This is a genomic window from Veillonella nakazawae (assembly GCF_013393365.1).
In the GTDB taxonomy this organism is placed as follows: Bacteria; Bacillota; Negativicutes; order Veillonellales; family Veillonellaceae; genus Veillonella; species Veillonella nakazawae.
In genome coordinates this window covers 1502501-1520694 of sequence record NZ_AP022321.1, presented here as the reverse complement: position 1 = coordinate 1520694, position 18194 = coordinate 1502501, and the positions used below count along the sequence as shown (strand labels likewise).

The window sequence follows — 18194 nt, the reverse complement described above, 5'->3', positions numbered from 1 at the left end:
GGAGGTAATGCTATGAGCTTGAACCTTAAAGAAAGATATGGACTTTTAATTAATAATGAATGGGTAGCTGCATCTGACGGCGCTGAATTTAATGTATATAACCCTGCTAATGGCGAACAACTTGCTATCTGTGCAGAGGCTACGAAAGACGATGTTGATAAAGCGGTAGACGCTGCAACAGAAGCTTTTAAAACTTGGAAAACAGTATCTCAAGTAGATCGCGCTGATTACTTGTTAAAAATTGCTGACGCTATCGATGCTCATAAAGAGTATTTGGCACAAGTTGAAACATATGACAATGGTAAACCAATCCGTGAAACTTTGAACGTAGATATTCCACTTGGCGCTGACCATTTCCGTTACTTCGCTGGCGTGCTTCGTTCCGAAGAAGGCTCTGCACAAGTATTTGACGAAAATACATTGAGCCTCATCGTTCGCGAACCGATTGGCGTTGTAGGTCAAGTCGTGCCTTGGAACTTCCCATTCCTAATGGCTGCTTGGAAATTGGCACCAGCTCTTGCAGCAGGTTGTACAGTTGTAATTAAACCTTCTAGCCATACATCCCTTAGCCTTTTAGTATTAGGCGATATTTTGAAAGACATCTTGCCAGCAGGCGTTGTGAACATCGTAACTGGTAAAGGTTCTAAATCTGGTCAATATATCCTTGATCATCCTGGCTTCAGCAAACTTGCTTTCACAGGCTCTACAGAAGTAGGTCTTGATGTATATAAAGCAGCATCTGAACGCTTGATTCCAGCTACATTGGAATTAGGTGGTAAATCTGCGAATATCTTCTTTGAAGATGCAAACTGGAAACAAGCTCTTGATGGGGCAATGCTCGGCATCCTCTTCAACCAAGGTCAAGTATGCTGCGCAGGTTCCCGTATCTTCGTACAAGATACAATTTATGATAAATTTGTAGCTGAACTTTCCGCTTTATTTGATAAAGTAAAAGTTGGTTTACCTTGGGAAGAATCTACACAACTTGGTTCTTTGATTTACGAAGCACAAGTTGAGAAAGTACTTAGCTATGTAGAACTTGCTAAAGAAGAAGGCGCACGCATTGCAGCTGGTGGTGTACGCGTTACTGACGGCGAACTTGGTAAAGGTTGCTTCATTAGACCTACACTTATCGTAGATGCGACAAACGATATGCGCGTAGCTCGCGAAGAAATCTTCGGCCCTGTAGCTGTTGTAATTAAATTCCACAGCGAAGAAGAAGTGATCGAACAAGCTAATGACAGCTTATACGGTCTTGGCGGTGGCGTATTTACACAAAATCTTAACCGCGCAATCCGCGTAGCTCGAGCAATCGAAACAGGTCGTATGTGGGTAAATACATATAACTCCATCCCAGCAGGTGCACCATTTGGTGGCTATAAACAATCTGGTATCGGCCGTGAAACTCACAAAGTTATCCTTGAACACTACACTCAAATGAAAAACATCATTATTAACTTGAGCGATAAACCATCTGGTTTCTACGATTTAGATTAATCATATATAAATTTCTCCAATAAACTATAACAATGAGGCACCTCCTTGGAGGTGCCTTTTTTGTGATTAACAATAGCTTATTATCTGTGAAAGGATACAGTATGCTATAATTGTAGCCATATAAAATCGTGTTGTTTAGAGAGGGCCATTAGAAAATCAAACCCTAAGACAATACTTAAGCAAATAGAGTAAATGCATAGTGAAGAATATTTATACTAGATAAAAATAAGGAGTATCGAATTAATGAATCCTATTCCCATCAAAAAATTGTATAATCCCCAATATGATTTGTTATCTACTAGCGATAGAATGGAATTATTACATAAGATTGGAAAAATATATAATTTAGAATTAATATGCTTTAAAGAATTTACTGCCTTTGGAAAATCCACATATACGGCGGTATATCGTTCACATGATGGTATAGAATTTGTATTTGTTCCTGGAGATACTGTTACGTTAGGGTTTGATTTTAAAAATAAACCATTTCAGGATATTTTTAATGATGAAAATTTAGCGGACCTTGCCTATCCATTTGTCGAGGGATATGAAGAGGAAATCTTTAGTGAAGACGATGTTCAAACTAAGATTCGCGAAACACTGGAAGATGAAGAGGTACTATCCAACATAGAAACGTATTTTAAACATAATTTTACTCGAGAAGATGAGTTTGTAATCCATCCATTATTGGTACAAAAAGAGTATAGTGAGACCTGTTGGAGTCTTATTCCAGCTGATATGCTTACACAAAATAAAGAATGGCAAAACATGATAAAAAAAGCCGAGGAAAAAGGTGTTTCTGAAGTGATGGTGCACAATACTGTTTGTTTATATAAAACAGACGATAGCAATTGGTGTGGCAAACTTTATGAAGAAACAACATTTAAGAAACTTTTACAGGATATAAAAGATAATAGATATTCTTTGCCTACACAAAGAGAGTGGGAGTATTTAGCTGGCAAGGGGTGTAGAACTATCTTTCCATGGGGAAACAATATAGATTTCTCTATGAATTTAAAGCATATGGAATGGATGGATACTGATGGAGAGTATACGTTAGAAAAAGAAAACTTTTTTGGCCTTGTTATAGGTGACGATCCGTATTGTAGAGAAATTGTATATGATAATGATGTGTTTTCCTATAAAGGTGGAGATGGTGGCCGCAATTTATGTGGAGGATTAGGTATTGTGTGGGGCTATCTTCCTATTTCACCATATTTTCAAGATAGGGAGGTAGGAATGGGCGATTATATAAATGGTGGATATGATTTCTTTAGGAGGATTATAAGAATTGTTGATGATAGTGTGAAATGATGTCACATATAATAATTCTAAAATATCAAATGATAACGTCGTCTCATACGTAAAAGAGGTACCCTAGAGGGTACCTCTTTTATTAATATTGGGATAAGCGGAATATTCTTCTATATTCTTGCGGTGCATCAGATCCATCAGATGGTTTTATGATGACTCTAATATATATTTTTTCTTTGAAGTCTGGATATGTTGAAGCATATTCTTTGCAGAATTGATCCATACGATTGAAAAAGTTTATTACATCTTGATTTTGTATAGCCGAATAGGGGATAGGCATTTCAATATATAAAGAAGATGTATCATATGTGGCATAGGATAACTCCTCTGCCGTTAGATAGTTTTTCATTAATGGGAATACAGTTATCAACGGAATGTTGGTTATCAGTATTCGCTCAACTTGTGGTACAACAGGTGCAGAGGTGTGCAAGACTTCAGATATTTCAATTGGTATTTGGGGATACTTATCAAAGGTGACTTGCCATGTATTGTTCCTTTGTGACTCCAAGTGATATGTTAGGTTAGGATAATTCTTACTTATATATTGTTGAACTTCCTCTTCACTGTAATGTGATAGAAGATGACAACCCGTTGTTAGTATGAGGGATAGTACAATCAACGGTAGTAATACAAATCTTTTAAGAGTAAATGGTTTCATTGGTATTCCTTTTATACTATTTTAGAAAGTTCATTAAATCGTAATTGCTTAACAGACATTGCTTAATTATTGGCGGTATTTTGAAGTACGTTCTTTTAATCATATTATACCTAAAACATATTTTTACTTATATAGTTGATTAATACCATACAATTCTCCAATAAACTATAACAATGAGGCACCTCCTTGGAGATGCCTTTTTGTGCTTAATATAGACAATCAGTATCTTATCGGTATCGAGAGACCTTATGCTATAATTAAGAACATCTAAGAATGTATTGTAAAAGAGACTGGTAAAAAATGAAAAAACTTGAAATGTTAGGATATTTTTGGATTTTCATATCTATGTCGTTATCCATAGGGTTATATAAACTTGAGATTAGTAAACGTGTCATTGATGAAAAATATGAATATATCAAAAGACATAGAGCTTTTGGTAATTTAACTAGGTATTTATCTATAATTGCCATTATAAGTATATTACTACTAAACCTTAACTTTTTAGTCTATAAAGATTATGAGTTTGTGTCACGTTTTGGTGGGGCTTGGGGATTCTTCGTGCTTTTGATAATGTGTACAGGATTTTTTCAAAAGAGAGACAGTTTATATTATAAACGTGGGATAATTGCTATTGTTTCAATATTATTCGGTGTTGTAGGCTCTGCTTATGCGTTTAAAGATATATTCTTTAAGTAGTAAAGAGAAAGATTGAATACAAGAAAAGTATCGTCGATGAAAAATGAGGTAAAAGATGAGTAGGTTAACAATATTAGGTAGTACGTTTGTTTTTGCATCTATCATATCGGGAATAGCCTTATATAAACTTGAAATTCGTAAGACTTCAATTAATGAAGAGTATGAATACATAAAAAAACATAGAGTTTTTGGTAGTTTAACAAAATATTTGTCTATTATTTCTCTTATAAGTTTAGCTCTACTGATTCTTAAAATTATAATTGATAGAGATTATACAGTAATTGTGAGTTATGGAAGTGTTTGGACTATTTTTACACTTGTTACACTGTGCACAGGATATTTTCAAAAAAGAGATAGCATATATTACAATCGTGGACTCATTGCCGTATTTTCGATGCTGATGTTTATTACTGTTTGCATCTATGCGTTTAGGAAGGTATTATTCTAAATAAAAAATATATATTGTTTTATTATCTTAGACTAATAATATAGAATTCTTCAATAAACCATAATAAGAAGACACCTCCTTCGAGGTGCCTTTTTTGTGCATAATATAGAAGATCAGTATCTAATAAGTGTGGAGCTGCCGTATGCTATAATTAAGAACATTTAAGAGTGTATTGTAAAAGAGACTGGTAAAATGATTAAAGGAGAGTATAAACCATGATTCATTTAGATTATCTATTAGTTATAGGAATATTACTTAGCATTTTACTCTTTCTTTTGGTTGGAGTCTTTTACTATAGTAAGGCTAAACTTTTAAAGGGACTCAATATTTGGTTCTTAATAATACTTAGTGCTCTTTTAAGTTATTTATTATATCCCTTATATGAACTGACAGATTATAGAGAAGAATTTACGTCAATCGTTATAATCGCTGCGATAATCATTAAAATAATTATCAATTTGTCTATATTTATGATAGCTGATAGAATAACAATGAAATGGATTTCTAAATTAATTTTGATTCTATGGGTTGTTCTTGTTGAATGTTTGTATATGCCTATTCATTTATCATACCTTGTTTTCCTTTGTGTGTCAGGTGGAATCGTTTTAATAGAACAGTTAAGAGAGAGAAGAAAGAACATTTAGTTTTGACTTGTAATTACTTTTATAGCGCTCACCTTTGAAATATGATATACTATTCTAACGCGCATAATTCGTGTGCGATAGGAGGAAACACATTTAGATGTTAGAAAAATTTGAACAATTAATGATTAGCGAACCTGTTCTAAGAGCGTTAAATGATATGGGCTTTGAAGAGCCTACGCCAATTCAACAGGAAGCTATCCCAGTAGCCATGAGCGGTAAAGACATGATCGGTCAAGCTCAAACAGGTACTGGTAAGACAGCAGCATTTGGCTTGCCTGTATTGGAACGCGTAGATGGGAATGAGCGTCACGTTCAAGTAGTTATTTTATCCCCTACACGAGAATTAGCTATCCAAGTAGCTGAAGAGCTTAATAAAATGGCTCAATACACGAATATCACAGCACTACCTATTTACGGTGGTCAAGATATTAATCGTCAGTTCCGTGCCTTGAAAAAAAATCCACAAATCATCGTTGCCACTCCAGGCCGATTGATGGACCATATGGATCGTGGTTCTATCCACTTTGACCATGTGAAAGTTGTGGTATTGGACGAAGCCGACGAAATGTTAAACATGGGCTTTGTTGATGATATCAATAAAATCTTGGGTGCTATCCCAGAAGACCATCAAACATTGTTGTTCTCCGCAACTATGCCTAAAGCTATCCAACAATTAGCTGAAACATATTTGACAGAGCCAACATTGATTCGTATGAAACCGACTCAAGTTACGATGGACTTAATTGAACAATATTATATCGAAGTGCAAGACCGTCAAAAATTCGATGTTCTTTGCCGCTTGTTCGATATTCAAACACCTGAACTTGCTATTATCTTCACACGTACAAAACGTCGTGTTGATGAAGTAACTGAAGGTCTTAAGAAACGTGGTTACATGGCGGAAGGCATCCATGGCGATTTGTCTCAACAAAAACGGGACAGCGTAATCCGTCAATTCCGCGAAGGTACCATCGATATTCTCGTGGCTACTGATGTGGCAGCTCGTGGTCTTGATATTTCTGGCGTATCTCACGTATATAACTACGATATGCCTCAAGATCCTGAAAGCTACACACACCGCGTAGGTCGTACAGGCCGTGCTGGTAAAGCTGGTCAAGCTTTCACGTTTGTTATCCCTCGTGAAATGGAGCATTTACATGCTATCGAGCGTTTAACAAAACGTAAAATTGCACGCCGCCGTGCACCTTCCTTAGGTGAAGTTCTTGAAGGTCAACAACGTTTGGCAATTGAAAGCCTCGTTGAAATGACAGATAATTTAGAAGCATTAGCGCCATTCAAATCTAGTGCAGAGGAATTGTTGAATGATACAGATTCCGTAACACTTTTGGCGGCAGCTCTTAAATTGTTAACAAAAGAACCAGATACAACTCCTGTAAATATTACAGAAGAAAAACCATTGCGTGTACGCCGTCGCCGTGAAGGTGGTCGTAGTGACCGACGCCGTGGTGACCGTCGTAGAGATGGTGATCGCCGCCGTGACGGAGATCGTCGTCGCGATGATCGCCCTCGTCGCAGCCGCGATGACCGTAGAGGTGAACGTCGTGATGACCGTCGCAGAGATGATCGTAGATCTGATCGTCCACGTGGTGACAGAAAACCTCGTCATCAAGGTGAAGGTTTCAAACCTTACTTTAAAGACTAATAGAATGTGGATTGTTTTCGGGCAATCCACATTTTTTATTACTTAATAGTTAATACTATCTATCTTGATAAGTGTTGAGAATTCTGTTATAATAGATAATAATTATTTCTTGTGAATGGCCGATAATGGTCGATGCCTTATAGATTTCCAAGTGGAGAAAGGTAGAGTAGAGTATTATGGATATCGCACAAATTCTGCGTAGCCAAGGGTTCAAAGTAACCCCACAACGTATTGCGATTTATGATGCCTTGCGTGGTCATCATGATCATCCAACAGCAGAAATGTTGTATCATACGTTGCGCCCTGAACATCCAAGCATGAGCTTGGCAACCGTGTACAAGACGATGGAGATTTTTGAAAAAATCGGTCTTGTAAAAATTTTAGAAGTAGGTGATGAGCGCGCTCATTACGATTGGGACACACAAGCTCATTCCCATATTCGTTGCATCCGTTGCAACAAGGTAGAGGATATGATGGGCATTGATTTACAAGCTATTAAAACAATTGCTGATCAAGGTAGCGAGTATCAAATCACAGGTCAACATATTACCTTTGAAGGTGTATGCCCTGAGTGTGCTAAAAAAGAAAGTCATTAATACATAACCCCTGTCGCGAAGGGCTCCTTCACGGTAGGGGTTATATTAGTTATATATGTCTTATATTCATTAAGCTTTGGAAATAGATGTAAGCGTAATAGAATAGATATTAGAATTAAGTATTTTAGAATTATAAAATTATAGAATTATATAAATATAAAGGAGTATTATGTTTGTCATCGGCAGTCATTTATCAATTAGCAAAGGTTATTTAAACATGGGGAAGGAAGCTACAAAAATTGGGGGCAATACATTCCAATATTTTACACGGAATCCTCGTGGTGGTAGTATGCGTGCCCTCGATGTAGAGGATATGAATAGCTTGAGTGTGTATATGAAAGAACATAACTTTGGTACCTTATTAGCTCATGCACCTTACACGTATAATCCATGTGCAGCAAAAGAAGATTTGCGCGCTTTTGCAAAACAAGCCATGACAGAAGATCTAGAGCGTATGGAATATTTACCAGGACAAATGTATAACTTTCACCCTGGTAGCCATGTAAAACAAGGTGTAGATCAAGGCATCGAATATATCGTAGAATGTTTGAATGAAATCTTATTCCCTGGCATGAAAACAACAGTTCTCTTAGAAGTCATGGCAGGTAAGGGCACAGAAATTGGTTCTCGCTTTGAAGAGATTGCACGCATTATAGATGGTGTGAAATTAAAAGAATACATGGGTGTTTGTGTAGATACTTGTCACATTCACGAAGGTGGTTATGATATCGTTAATAATCTTGATGGTGTTATCGACGAGTTTGACCGTATTGTAGGATTAGACCGTTTGAAAGCCATTCACTTGAATGACTCTAAAAATCCTATGGGTGCTCATAAAGATCGGCACGAAAAAATTGGTGAAGGTCACATCGGTATCGATGCCATCGCTCGTATTGTGACACATCCTAAATTGACGAACTTGCCGTTCTATTTGGAAACGCCAAACGAACTCGATGGGTATGCAAAAGAAATTGCTATGTTACGCTCTATTGTAGAGAATCAATAATTAAGCTAAAAAGCAGTCTTAGTTATATAATTATTTATATAACTACATTCAGATAAGGTATAGGGAGAGCTGGAAAGGGGGATAAAATGCGTTTTTTACATACTGCCGATTGGCATTTAGGACGTATTTTTTATGGTCAGTACTTAACCGAAGACCAAGCTCATGTGCTGGAGAATCAGTTCTTTTCTATTTTGAAAGATGAAAAAATCGACGGCATCTTGTTAGCCGGGGACGTATTTGATAGAGCGGTACCTCCTATTGAAGCTATTGAGTTATGGGATTCCATCATTACCCGTCTCGCTATGGATTATAAGGTACCACTCTTCGTGGTAAGTGGTAATCACGATGGAGCTGAACGCCTTGAAGTGGGGCGCTCTATGTTGAGTCAATCAGGCATCCATATTTGGGGATCCCCTCATCATGCATTACAACCCTTTGAATTTGAAGGTGCTGATGGTAAAGTGGCCATTTGCCCTATGCCCTTTAGCGAGCCTCGTCGCATTGGGGATGCATTAGGGTTAGGTTTTGCTACCCCTTCTTTGGAAACTGGTCTCAATCTACATAATTATGATCAAATGTATCAGGCTTGGAGCAACCATTTACGTAATCAAGTGCCAAAGGGGATGCGTAGCATTGCTATTAGTCATGCCTTTGTAATGGGCGGTGATGTAGGTGGCTCTGAGCGTACCTTATCTATCGGTGGTAGTGAACAAGTAAGTCCACAAGTCTTTAAAGACTTTCACTATACAGCCCTTGGCCATTTGCATGGGCCTCAGCGAATGGGGGCAGACTATATTCGTTATAGCGGATCGCCATTAAAGTATTCCTTTGATGAGCATACGCAGAAGAAATCTTTTACCATCGTTGATATGAATACAAAGGGACAAGTAGATGTTAGCACCATTCCTGTAGATGCGAAGCGAGATGTAGTTATTTTAGAAGGTTACTTTGAAGACCTCCTAAATAATAAAGAATTACAAGCTAAGCATAAAGACGATTACGTGCAGGCTCGATTGCTTGATACGATGCCTATTATGGATGGGATGGCTAAGCTGCGCCAAGTGTATCATCGATGCATGACTATTGATTTAGTAGGTCGCGTGGCAACTCCTATGGCAGATATGGATGAAGCCGTTTTTAAAGAGTTAAACGAACGCGAATTATTTAATCAGTTTGCTGAAACCGTGTGGAAAGAGCCATTAACAGAGCGTGAGCAACAATACATTAACTCTGTATGGGATCGAATTCTAAAGGAGGACTAAATGAAGCCTATATCTTTAACTATAGAAGCCTTTGGTCCGTACCGCGATTCGGTTACCTTGGACTTTAATGAGCTCCAAAACCATTCCATGTTCCTCATCTCTGGTCCTACAGGGGCGGGGAAAACATCCATACTAGATGCGATGGTGTATGCCTTGTATGGTGAGCCTAGTGGAGAGGTGCGCAAAACGGATGCTATCCGTAGTGATTTTGCAGAACCTCAGCATATGACGCGTGTTGATTTTTCCTTTGCTATCGGTGAGGCTCGGTATCGTGTTGAAAGATTGCCAAAACAATTGGTAGCTAAAAAACGTGGTACAGGTATGCGTGAGCAGAATGCTAGTGCTACTGTATACGAAATGAAAGATGGGGAGTGGAAAGTTATTGCTACCTCTGCCGCTGCTATTCGTGATACGATTCAACGAATTATTGGTTTTCGTAAAGATCAATTCTTACAAGTAGTACTTTTGCCGCAAGGGGAGTTTAGAAAATTATTAGTAGCCTCCACCAGTGAACGAGAGGAGTTATTACATACACTCTTTAGAACTGAGTTATATCGAAGATTACAGGATGCCCTAAAATCTGCTTATGATGAGGCAAAATCCGGTATTGAAGAAAATATAACAAAACAATCTGCATTACTGCAATCCATTCCGCATGATGAAGAAATCCCTGTACTAACTATTGAGCATGTACGAGAGCTTTTGAAAGATAGAGAACCTCATCGTGATACGCTTGTTGTTGAACGTAATAAAGCTGTAGATGTAGTGGATCAGTTCAATACATTGCGCAATGAGTGGGCCTTATATAATCAGGTACAACAATCTCTTATTGAGGCTACGAACAAATTAGACTTGGTAAAAGAAAGAGAAAAGGAGCGGTCTAGTTTAAATGAAAAGGTTCAGTTCCTCACCAGTTTAACACCAAGCTATGAATTATATAAACAACTTGATGATAAACAGTCGGTGTTAAAAACCTTGAAAACGGCACTTTCAGATGCAAAAAAAAGTGTAGAGGTCGCAGCTCAACATGAGTCTAAATGTACAGCGGCTTATGAAATGTTAGAATCTCAAGCTGAAACTATACAAGCTAAGAGGACTGCGTTGGCTCAATTACAACAGCAGGCCGAACAGTTTAATGAGTTAGTAGTGCTAAATAAGGAATTGAGCACATTAAATAGCCAATTAGAAACACAAGACCGTGAGAAAAGTGAAGCTAAGTTGCAGGCTCAGCACAAGTTAGTAGCTGATTTAGAGGCTAAGTTAGTTGCGGACAGGCAGCAGTTACAAGGTAATAGCAAAGCATTAGACTCTATTTCCCGTATCCAAGAACAGTTAAGTCATTTGCAACGATATTCTGAATTGGTTGCTCAGAAACAGAAGGTTCAAAATGATATTGATGCTAAAGATAAGGCATTAGCTACGCTTGATGAATCTGTAAAGAACTCAACGGTACGGCTTGAACGGTTAGAACATCTGATGGCAGAGGGACGAGCTTTTGAACTGGTTCATTTGGTAGTAGATAATGAACCATGTCCTGTATGTGGCTCTACAGAGCATCCACAGTTAGCATCCAAGCCAGAGTTATACCCTACAAAAGAGGAAGTAGAAGAGGCACGCGCAGTGCGTGATGGGGCATTACAGAAGCGGGCTAGCGAAATTGGTCAGAAAGAAGCGTTATCTGTTCGTCTACATGAGTTAGATGAGCAAGTTAAAGACCAAGTTTCTAAACTTAAATCACATATTGCTGATTTTTCAGAAGATACTTTTGATTCTACTCAGCAAGACTTGTCATCCCAAATGAATCGACTTACAGCTTTGCGTAAAGACACTGAACAGTTGAGCGAAATGATAACTAAAAATGAGCATGACTTGATTGAGGGTAAAGATAAATTAGCGAAATTGGAAAACGATCATAATGAATTGATTAATGATTTGCATGACGTAGCGGTTCAGATTAGCTCTGTACAGGCTAAGATAGATGGGTTATCTAAGATATTGCCAACTACAGATCTTGATGCATGGCATAAACAGATTGAATCATTAGAGACTGAAATTAACACATATGATGAGCAGTTGAAGGTTTGTAAATCAAGTCTAGATGCTGCTAAAGAGCAGCTCAACGCTAAACGGGGTCGTTTAGAAATCTTATTTGTACAAGTGCAGGATGAAACAAAAAATCTTGATGGATTTTACCAAGACTATGTAAAATCATTACAATCAATTTCTGTATCTGAAGATGACTTTATAGATGCACTAGGTGATTATAAGGACTTAGATGCGTTTAAAACTGAGCTACATGCATTAGATGAGGCTTTTAGTACAGCTCAAGCTGTATATGATGCGGCTTTAAAACATGCCCAGTCTGTAATAGAACCAAGTGATACGGTTTCTGACGAAGTATATAATACGGCCGTAGAGAAACGTGATAATTTAGTAGGTTCTCTTGCGGCTTGGGATAAAGAAACAAAACATATTGAAACCACATTAGCATCATTAGAAGAACTGGAAAAGGCTATGGGCGAAGCTCGTGAGGAAATCACTTTCTTAAGCCGTCTTAACGACTTAGCCAATGGCGGTGAACAGGGCTTTAAAAATGTAACCTTTGAACGATATGTGCTAGGTGCTATTTTAGATGAAGTTGTGTATGCTGCCAATTTACGACTTCAAAAGATGAGTCGTAGTCGATATTCCTTGGAGCGGTCTGACTATACTGGTGGTGGTCGTGGCAAACAAGGCCTTGATTTGGCCGTTATGGATGCTTTCACAGGTCAGTCAAGACCGGCGAACACCTTGTCTGGTGGTGAAACCTTTTTGGCATCGATGGCTCTTGCCTTAGGTCTTGCGGATGTCATTCAAAGTTATGCAGGTGGTATTCATATGGATACGATGTTCATCGACGAAGGCTTTGGTACTTTAGATCCAGATACATTAGAACTTGCCATGGAAACATTGGTACAATTACAATTTTCTGGACGCCTCATCGGCATGATTTCTCATGTACCTGAATTAAAGACTCGTATACCTGCCCACTTAGAGGTCACACGCGGTGATGATGGCAGTACTGCAAAATTTGTGATTAACTAGCTATAGAATTGCCAAATGTGATACTATTAAAAGAGGAGAATTCCTACAAAAACATACTGGAATTAATTAAGGAGGTCCTATGAAATTTTCATTTGCTCACAATAATATAAATGTTAAGGATCTTGATAAAAGTTTAGCTTTCTATAAAGAGGCTTTATTACTTGAGGAATCTCGCCGCTTGGAAGATCCAAGTGGTGCTTTCATCCTTGTATATTTAAAAAGTCCATATACAGCGCATGAGCTAGAGCTTACTTGGTTGCGTGACTGGGATCGCCCTTATAATTTGGGAGATAATGAATTCCACTTGGCATTTTATGTAGATGACTATGAAGCAGCTCTTAAAAAACACAAAGAGATGGACGTTGTAGCCTACGAAAATGCTGATATGGGGATTTACTTCATTGCCGATCCAGACGGTTATTGGACAGAAATCATTCCGGCGGGTAAATATTAATGGAATATATGTTAACTCGTTTAGAATGGTTAGTTGGACCAGATAAAATCCAAACCTTAAAGAATACATCTGTGGCTCTCTTTGGTGTCGGTGGTGTAGGCGGTGGAGCTCTTGAGGCTCTAGTACGTGCAGGGGTTGGGCGGATTGTTCTTATCGACGGAGACTCTATAGCACCTAGTAATTTGAACCGCCAAATGATTACGACTCATGACACAATTGGAGAGCGTAAGGTAGAGGTAGCAAAGGCACGAGCCCTTTCTATTAATCCGGATGTAGTGATAGAAACTCATGATATTATGTATACTGAGGAAAGTTACCCTGGATTTATTCAAAGCTTGAACGTTGATTATGTAATCGATGCCATCGATATGGTAACGGCAAAACTTAATATTATTGAGGTGTGTCAACGTGAAAGCATCCCTGTTATTTCTTGTATGGGCGGCGGCAATCGCTTTTACCCTGAAAAACTTATGATTGCTGATATCAATAAGTCTCATACATGTCCTCTTGCGCGCGTTATGCGTCGGGAGTTAAAAAAACGGGGCATAAAAAAACAATTAGTTTTATTTTCTACAGAAAAACCGACAAAGCCACAGTTCCGTGGGGACGCAACAAGTCCTGGAACATGTAGTTTTGTGCCCCCAGTGGCAGGTTTTATATTAGCAGCACATGTGTTGCGTACAATTTTGGAGGTACCTGAACAATGAAAAAAGCAAAAATCCATATGGCTGACGGCGGCGATATTGTAATTGAATTATTTGATAAAGAAGCTCCTGGCACAGTACAAAACTTCATTGATTTGATCAATAAAGGTTTCTACAATGGTCTTCGTTTCCACCGTGTAATTCCTGGTTTCGTAGCTCAAGGTGGTTGCCCTAATGGCAATGGTACAGGCGGTCCTGGCTACACAATTAAAGATGAATTAATTGGTAACCCACACAAACACGAACGTGGTGCATTGTCTATGGCTCACCGTGGTCCTAATACTGGTGGTAGCCAATTCTTTATCGTATACGAACCACAACCTCATTTGGATGGTGTACATACAGTATTTGGTAAAGTAATTGAAGGTATGGACGTAGTTGATGGTATCCATCAAGGTGCTATCATGGAAACTGTTGAAGTAATCGAAGGTTAATCTCATGAATGATGTATCTATTAAACATCCGGAATGGCTATATATTGATGTAGACGGAAAGACATCATATGGGTATGACCAAGAGTGGTTCACAGATGAGTGGCAACGCCTGTCTGGTTGTGGTCCTACATCGGCATCACAAGTTTTGAGTTATTCGCTATTTAGGGATGGCTTATTAGATTTAGAAACCACATCCGATCAAACGCTTGCTTTAGAACGGATGAATTTAGTTTGGAAATATGTAAAGCCACGCTTTGGTGGTGGTGTTTATAAAACGCAATGGATGGAACGAGGCCTGATTCGTTTATTAGAAGATGAAGGCTGGTCATATGATGTACATATGTTAAATGTGTCTCCTTTTTGTGCTTCTCGTGTAGAGGTAGAGGCAGCAGCTCAGTTTATTCATGATGCATTGGCACAAGATGTGCCTGTGGCATTTTTGAATCGTCATAAGGGCAAGGAAAAGGCTCTTTATACATGGCATTGGGTTCCAATTCACAAGATTTTTAGGGATGGCGATGATATTCGCTGTGGCATCTTTGATGAAGGTGAAATCCGTGATTTTTCATTAGCGAATTGGATGAAAGATACCATTTTAGGTGGCGGTTTCTGTTATATTAGCCGTAAAGGTTAAGTAATAGAGCAATTAAAGTAATATACATACGCATCGCAATAACCTGCGGTGCGTATTGTAGTATAAAAGTAGGAGGTACTACATGAGTCAATGGATTACAGAGGAACAAACCCCTCATTTACGTCTCAGTGCTGAAGCAGAAGAAGTATTATATTCAGGTGAATCTGAGTTCCAAAAAATTGAAGTATTTAAATCTAAAGAGTATGGTACAATGCTCGCATTAGATGGCGTATTCCAAACATCTGAACGTGAAGAGTTCATCTACCATGAAATGATGAGTCATGTTCCATTGTTTTTACATCCAAATCCTGAACGTGTATTAATCATCGGTGGCGGTGATGGTGGCGTAGCTAGAGAATGTGTACGTCACGACTGTGTAAAAGAAGTAACGATGGTTGAAATCGACGGTAAAGTTGTGGAGCTTGCTAAACAATATTTGCCAACTATTGCTAAAGCTATGATTGAAAACCATCCTAAATTGACTGTAAAAATTGGTGATGGCATTGGTTTCATGGCAGAAGCGGAAGATTACTATGATGTAATTATTGTAGACTGCTCTGATCCAATCGGTCCTGGTGAAGGTTTATTTACTGAAGAGTTCTATAAGAATACATTAAAAGCTCTTAAAAAAGATGGCTTATTTGTACAACAAACAGAATCTCCAATGTTACATCAACCGCTCGTAGAGAAGGTATTTGGTTATGTAAATAATCACTTCCCAATTGCACGTTTATATACTGCATTTATTCCAATTTACCCAGCAGGCATGCATTGCTTCACATTGGGTTCCAAAACATTTGACCCATTAACATGGACACCAAATCGTGAACAAAACTTTGAAACTAAGTACTATAATGCTGAAATTCAAAAGGCTGCTTTTGCTTTGCCAAATTTTGTAAAAAACTATTTGCCAACTAAGTAAATAATATGTATAATAGGGGAGCACCATTCGTAAGGTATAACTTATGAATGTGCTTCCTTATTTTTATGAGGAGAAAGAGTTTATATTAGGGATAACACACTTTTTCATTTTATTTGTAAAAGTTAAATGAAATTGAGAAAAAGGTGTTGACACAAATCTCTAGAACAGATATAATTCTCTATGTTACGAAGACAACGTCTTCGATACCTACAAGGTGGTGGGTATGGTGAAGCGGTTAACACGGCGGATTGTGGCTCCGTTACGCGTGGGTTCGATCCCCACTACTCACCCCATAACCTACACATCATAATCACTGTAGGGGTGTCGCCAAGTGGTAAGGCAACGGACTTTGACTCCGTTATGCGCTGGTTCGATCCCAGCCACCCCTGCCAACATGACTCACTAGCTCAGTTGGCAGAGCACCTGACTTTTAATCAGGGTGTCCCGCGTTCGAGTCGCGGGTGAGTCACCAAATTAAAACTCACAAACTTCGGTTTGTGAGTTTTCTATCTCTATTCATAGAGTATTTGGTTATGATTGTATGTATAAAATCAATCAAAAATAAGTTGAAAAAATCTTTGAAAAAGAGGTTGACGATTTAAGATTAGATTGATATACTATACAAGTCGTTAGGGCTTAGAACTAACGTAACAGATCTTTGAAAACTGAACAATGATAGGTAATCAATCAATACGATTGAACATATGCCAGAGTGCGGGTTTTGACAAAGTCAAAACCAACCATAATTCAAAGTTACTTACATGTAACGACAACAAATAATGAGCTATTCAAATAGCTTCAAGATATCTTGGAGAGTTTGATCCTGGCTCAGGACGAACGCTGGCGGCGTGCTTAACACATGCAAGTCGAACGAAGAGCGATGGAAGCTTGCTTCTATCAATCTTAGTGGCGAACGGGTGAGTAACGCGTAATCAACCTGCCCTTCAGAGGGGGACAACAGTTGGAAACGACTGCTAATACCGCATACAATCTGACCTCGGCATCGAGGATGGATGAAAGGTGGCCTCTATTTATAAGCTATCACTGAAGGAGGGGATTGCGTCTGATTAGCTAGTTGGAGGGGTAACGGCCCACCAAGGCGATGATCAGTAGCCGGTCTGAGAGGATGAACGGCCACATTGGGACTGAGACACGGCCCAGACTCCTACGGGAGGCAGCAGTGGGGAATCTTCCGCAATGGACGAAAGTCTGACGGAGCAACGCCGCGTGAGTGATGACGGCCTTCGGGTTGTAAAGCTCTGTTAATCGGGACGAAAGGCCTTCTTGCGAATAGTTAGAAGGATTGACGGTACCGGAATAGAAAGCCACGGCTAACTACGTGCCAGCAGCCGCGGTAATACGTAGGTGGCAAGCGTTGTCCGGAATTATTGGGCGTAAAGCGCGCGCAGGCGGATTGGTCAGTCTGTCTTAAAAGTTCGGGGCTTAACCCCGTGATGGGATGGAAACTGCCAATCTAGAGTATCGGAGAGGAAAGTGGAATTCCTAGTGTAGCGGTGAAATGCGTAGATATTAGGAAGAACACCAGTGGCGAAGGCGACTTTCTGGACGAAAACTGACGCTGAGGCGCGAAAGCCAGGGGAGCGAACGGGATTAGATACCCCGGTAGTCCTGGCCGTAAACGATGGGTACTAGGTGTAGGAGGTATCGACCCCTTCTGTGCCGGAGTTAACGCAATAAGTACCCCGCCTGGGGAGTACGACCGCAAGGTTGAAACTCAAAGGAATTGACGGGGGCCCGCACAAGCGGTGGAGTATGTGGTTTAATTCGACGCAACGCGAAGAACCTTACCAGGTCTTGACATTGATGGACAGAACTAGAGATAGTTCCTCTTCTTCGGAAGCCAGAAAACAGGTGGTGCACGGTTGTCGTCAGCTCGTGTCGTGAGATGTTGGGTTAAGTCCCGCAACGAGCGCAACCCCTATCTTATGTTGCCAGCACTTCGGGTGGGAACTCATGAGAGACTGCCGCAGACAATGCGGAGGAAGGCGGGGATGACGTCAAATCATCATGCCCCTTATGACCTGGGCTACACACGTACTACAATGGGAGTTAATAGACGGAAGCAATACCGCGAGGTGGAGCAAACCCGAGAAACACTCTCTCAGTTCGGATCGTAGGCTGCAACTCGCCTACGTGAAGTCGGAATCGCTAGTAATC

Annotated in this window: 15 protein-coding genes, 3 tRNA genes and 1 rRNA gene (1 of these 19 cut by a window edge); 18 read left to right on the top strand and 1 reads right to left on the bottom strand. The window is 39.3% G+C overall.

What is annotated here, in order from left to right:
• Nucleotides 1–12: 12 nt before the first annotated feature.
• Together VEIT17_RS06905 and VEIT17_RS06900 are read left to right on the top strand one after the other, a co-directional pair.
• Nucleotides 13–1497, top strand: a complete 1485-nt coding sequence (locus tag VEIT17_RS06905; RefSeq protein WP_178885403.1) for an aldehyde dehydrogenase family protein — start codon at nucleotides 13–15, stop codon at nucleotides 1495–1497.
• 243 nt (nucleotides 1498–1740) lie between these two features.
• A complete protein-coding gene (locus tag VEIT17_RS06900) occupies nucleotides 1741–2811 on the top strand; it encodes a hypothetical protein (RefSeq protein WP_178885401.1) in 1071 nt (356 codons plus the stop codon).
• An 82-nt stretch (nucleotides 2812–2893) separates the two neighbouring features.
• Here the strand turns inward: VEIT17_RS06900 and VEIT17_RS06895 are convergent, their stop codons facing one another.
• The gene (locus tag VEIT17_RS06895) at nucleotides 2894–3469 is read right to left on the bottom strand and encodes a hypothetical protein (protein WP_178885399.1); all 576 of its coding nucleotides are present in this window, start codon (nucleotides 3467–3469) and stop codon (nucleotides 2894–2896) included.
• 300 nt (nucleotides 3470–3769) lie between these two features.
• Here VEIT17_RS06895 and VEIT17_RS06890 point away from each other — a divergent pair, with 300 nt between their 5' ends.
• The 16 genes from VEIT17_RS06890 to VEIT17_RS06815 form a co-directional block, all read left to right on the top strand.
• Nucleotides 3770–4165, top strand: coding sequence for a hypothetical protein (locus VEIT17_RS06890; RefSeq protein ID WP_105094120.1), 396 nt, complete (start codon nucleotides 3770–3772; stop codon nucleotides 4163–4165).
• 663 nt (nucleotides 4166–4828) lie between these two features.
• Entirely contained in the window at nucleotides 4829–5257 is a 429-nt protein-coding gene (locus tag VEIT17_RS06885; protein WP_178885397.1) for a phosphatase, read from the top strand.
• Between the two features lie 97 nt (nucleotides 5258–5354).
• A complete protein-coding gene (gene cshA, locus VEIT17_RS06880; protein WP_060924507.1) occupies nucleotides 5355–6920 on the top strand; it encodes a degradosome RNA helicase CshA in 1566 nt (521 codons plus the stop codon).
• A gap of 176 nt (nucleotides 6921–7096) precedes the next feature.
• Nucleotides 7097–7516 carry a Fur family transcriptional regulator gene (locus VEIT17_RS06875; RefSeq protein WP_005385669.1) on the top strand — a complete coding sequence of 140 codons (420 nt, stop codon included), beginning with the start codon at nucleotides 7097–7099 and terminating at the stop codon, nucleotides 7514–7516.
• A 169-nt stretch (nucleotides 7517–7685) separates the two neighbouring features.
• Nucleotides 7686–8522, top strand: a complete 837-nt coding sequence (locus VEIT17_RS06870; protein ID WP_105081866.1) for a deoxyribonuclease IV — start codon at nucleotides 7686–7688, stop codon at nucleotides 8520–8522.
• An 86-nt stretch (nucleotides 8523–8608) separates the two neighbouring features.
• On the top strand, nucleotides 8609–9784 hold the full coding sequence (locus VEIT17_RS06865) for an exonuclease SbcCD subunit D (RefSeq protein WP_178885395.1): 1176 nt from the start codon (nucleotides 8609–8611) through the stop codon (nucleotides 9782–9784).
• Nucleotides 9785–12868: an AAA family ATPase gene (locus tag VEIT17_RS06860; protein ID WP_178885393.1), complete on the top strand. Its 3084-nt coding sequence runs from the start codon at nucleotides 9785–9787 to the stop codon at nucleotides 12866–12868.
• Between the two features lie 79 nt (nucleotides 12869–12947).
• Nucleotides 12948–13322, top strand: a complete 375-nt coding sequence (locus VEIT17_RS06855; protein WP_024065847.1) for a VOC family protein — start codon at nucleotides 12948–12950, stop codon at nucleotides 13320–13322.
• On the top strand, nucleotides 13322–14029 hold the full coding sequence (locus VEIT17_RS06850; protein ID WP_178885391.1) for a tRNA threonylcarbamoyladenosine dehydratase: 708 nt from the start codon (nucleotides 13322–13324) through the stop codon (nucleotides 14027–14029). The genes VEIT17_RS06855 and VEIT17_RS06850 overlap by 1 nt, the downstream gene beginning before the upstream one ends.
• On the top strand, nucleotides 14026–14460 hold the full coding sequence (locus VEIT17_RS06845) for a peptidylprolyl isomerase (protein WP_005385683.1): 435 nt from the start codon (nucleotides 14026–14028) through the stop codon (nucleotides 14458–14460). The genes VEIT17_RS06850 and VEIT17_RS06845 overlap by 4 nt, the downstream gene beginning before the upstream one ends.
• Nucleotides 14461–14464: 4 nt before the next feature.
• A complete protein-coding gene (locus tag VEIT17_RS06840) occupies nucleotides 14465–15094 on the top strand; it encodes a hypothetical protein (protein ID WP_178885390.1) in 630 nt (209 codons plus the stop codon).
• A gap of 82 nt (nucleotides 15095–15176) precedes the next feature.
• Complete coding sequence (speE, locus tag VEIT17_RS06835) at nucleotides 15177–16016, top strand: polyamine aminopropyltransferase (RefSeq protein ID WP_024065843.1); 840 nt, start codon at nucleotides 15177–15179, stop codon at nucleotides 16014–16016.
• A gap of 217 nt (nucleotides 16017–16233) precedes the next feature.
• Nucleotides 16234–16309: transfer RNA gene (locus VEIT17_RS06830), tRNA-His, on the top strand.
• A 24-nt stretch (nucleotides 16310–16333) separates the two neighbouring features.
• Nucleotides 16334–16408 (top strand) — tRNA-Gln (locus tag VEIT17_RS06825).
• Nucleotides 16409–16412: 4 nt separating this feature from the next.
• Nucleotides 16413–16488 (top strand) — tRNA-Lys (locus tag VEIT17_RS06820).
• 333 nt (nucleotides 16489–16821) lie between these two features.
• A 16S ribosomal RNA gene (locus VEIT17_RS06815) occupies nucleotides 16822–18194 on the top strand (it continues 190 nt past the right edge of the window).

What these genes read in the sequence shown, in the direction of transcription:
- cshA (WP_060924507.1), top strand. Translation starts at nt 5,355, where the DNA reads ATGTTAGAAAAATTTGAACAATTAATGATTAGCGAACCTGTTCTAAGA.
- VEIT17_RS06900 (WP_178885401.1), top strand. Translation starts at nt 1,741, where the DNA reads ATGAATCCTATTCCCATCAAAAAATTGTATAATCCCCAATATGATTTG.
- VEIT17_RS06885 (WP_178885397.1), top strand. Translation starts at nt 4,829, where the DNA reads ATGATTCATTTAGATTATCTATTAGTTATAGGAATATTACTTAGCATT.
- speE (WP_024065843.1), top strand. Translation starts at nt 15,177, where the DNA reads ATGAGTCAATGGATTACAGAGGAACAAACCCCTCATTTACGTCTCAGT.
- VEIT17_RS06860 (WP_178885393.1), top strand. Translation starts at nt 9,785, where the DNA reads ATGAAGCCTATATCTTTAACTATAGAAGCCTTTGGTCCGTACCGCGAT.
- VEIT17_RS06850 (WP_178885391.1), top strand. Translation starts at nt 13,322, where the DNA reads ATGGAATATATGTTAACTCGTTTAGAATGGTTAGTTGGACCAGATAAA.
- VEIT17_RS06890 (WP_105094120.1), top strand. Translation starts at nt 3,770, where the DNA reads ATGAAAAAACTTGAAATGTTAGGATATTTTTGGATTTTCATATCTATG.
- VEIT17_RS06905 (WP_178885403.1), top strand. Translation starts at nt 13, where the DNA reads ATGAGCTTGAACCTTAAAGAAAGATATGGACTTTTAATTAATAATGAA.
- VEIT17_RS06870 (WP_105081866.1), top strand. Translation starts at nt 7,686, where the DNA reads ATGTTTGTCATCGGCAGTCATTTATCAATTAGCAAAGGTTATTTAAAC.
- VEIT17_RS06875 (WP_005385669.1), top strand. Translation starts at nt 7,097, where the DNA reads ATGGATATCGCACAAATTCTGCGTAGCCAAGGGTTCAAAGTAACCCCA.
- VEIT17_RS06845 (WP_005385683.1), top strand. Translation starts at nt 14,026, where the DNA reads ATGAAAAAAGCAAAAATCCATATGGCTGACGGCGGCGATATTGTAATT.
- VEIT17_RS06855 (WP_024065847.1), top strand. Translation starts at nt 12,948, where the DNA reads ATGAAATTTTCATTTGCTCACAATAATATAAATGTTAAGGATCTTGAT.
- VEIT17_RS06840 (WP_178885390.1), top strand. Translation starts at nt 14,465, where the DNA reads ATGAATGATGTATCTATTAAACATCCGGAATGGCTATATATTGATGTA.
- VEIT17_RS06895 (WP_178885399.1), bottom strand. Translation starts at nt 3,469, where the DNA reads ATGAAACCATTTACTCTTAAAAGATTTGTATTACTACCGTTGATTGTA.
- VEIT17_RS06865 (WP_178885395.1), top strand. Translation starts at nt 8,609, where the DNA reads ATGCGTTTTTTACATACTGCCGATTGGCATTTAGGACGTATTTTTTAT.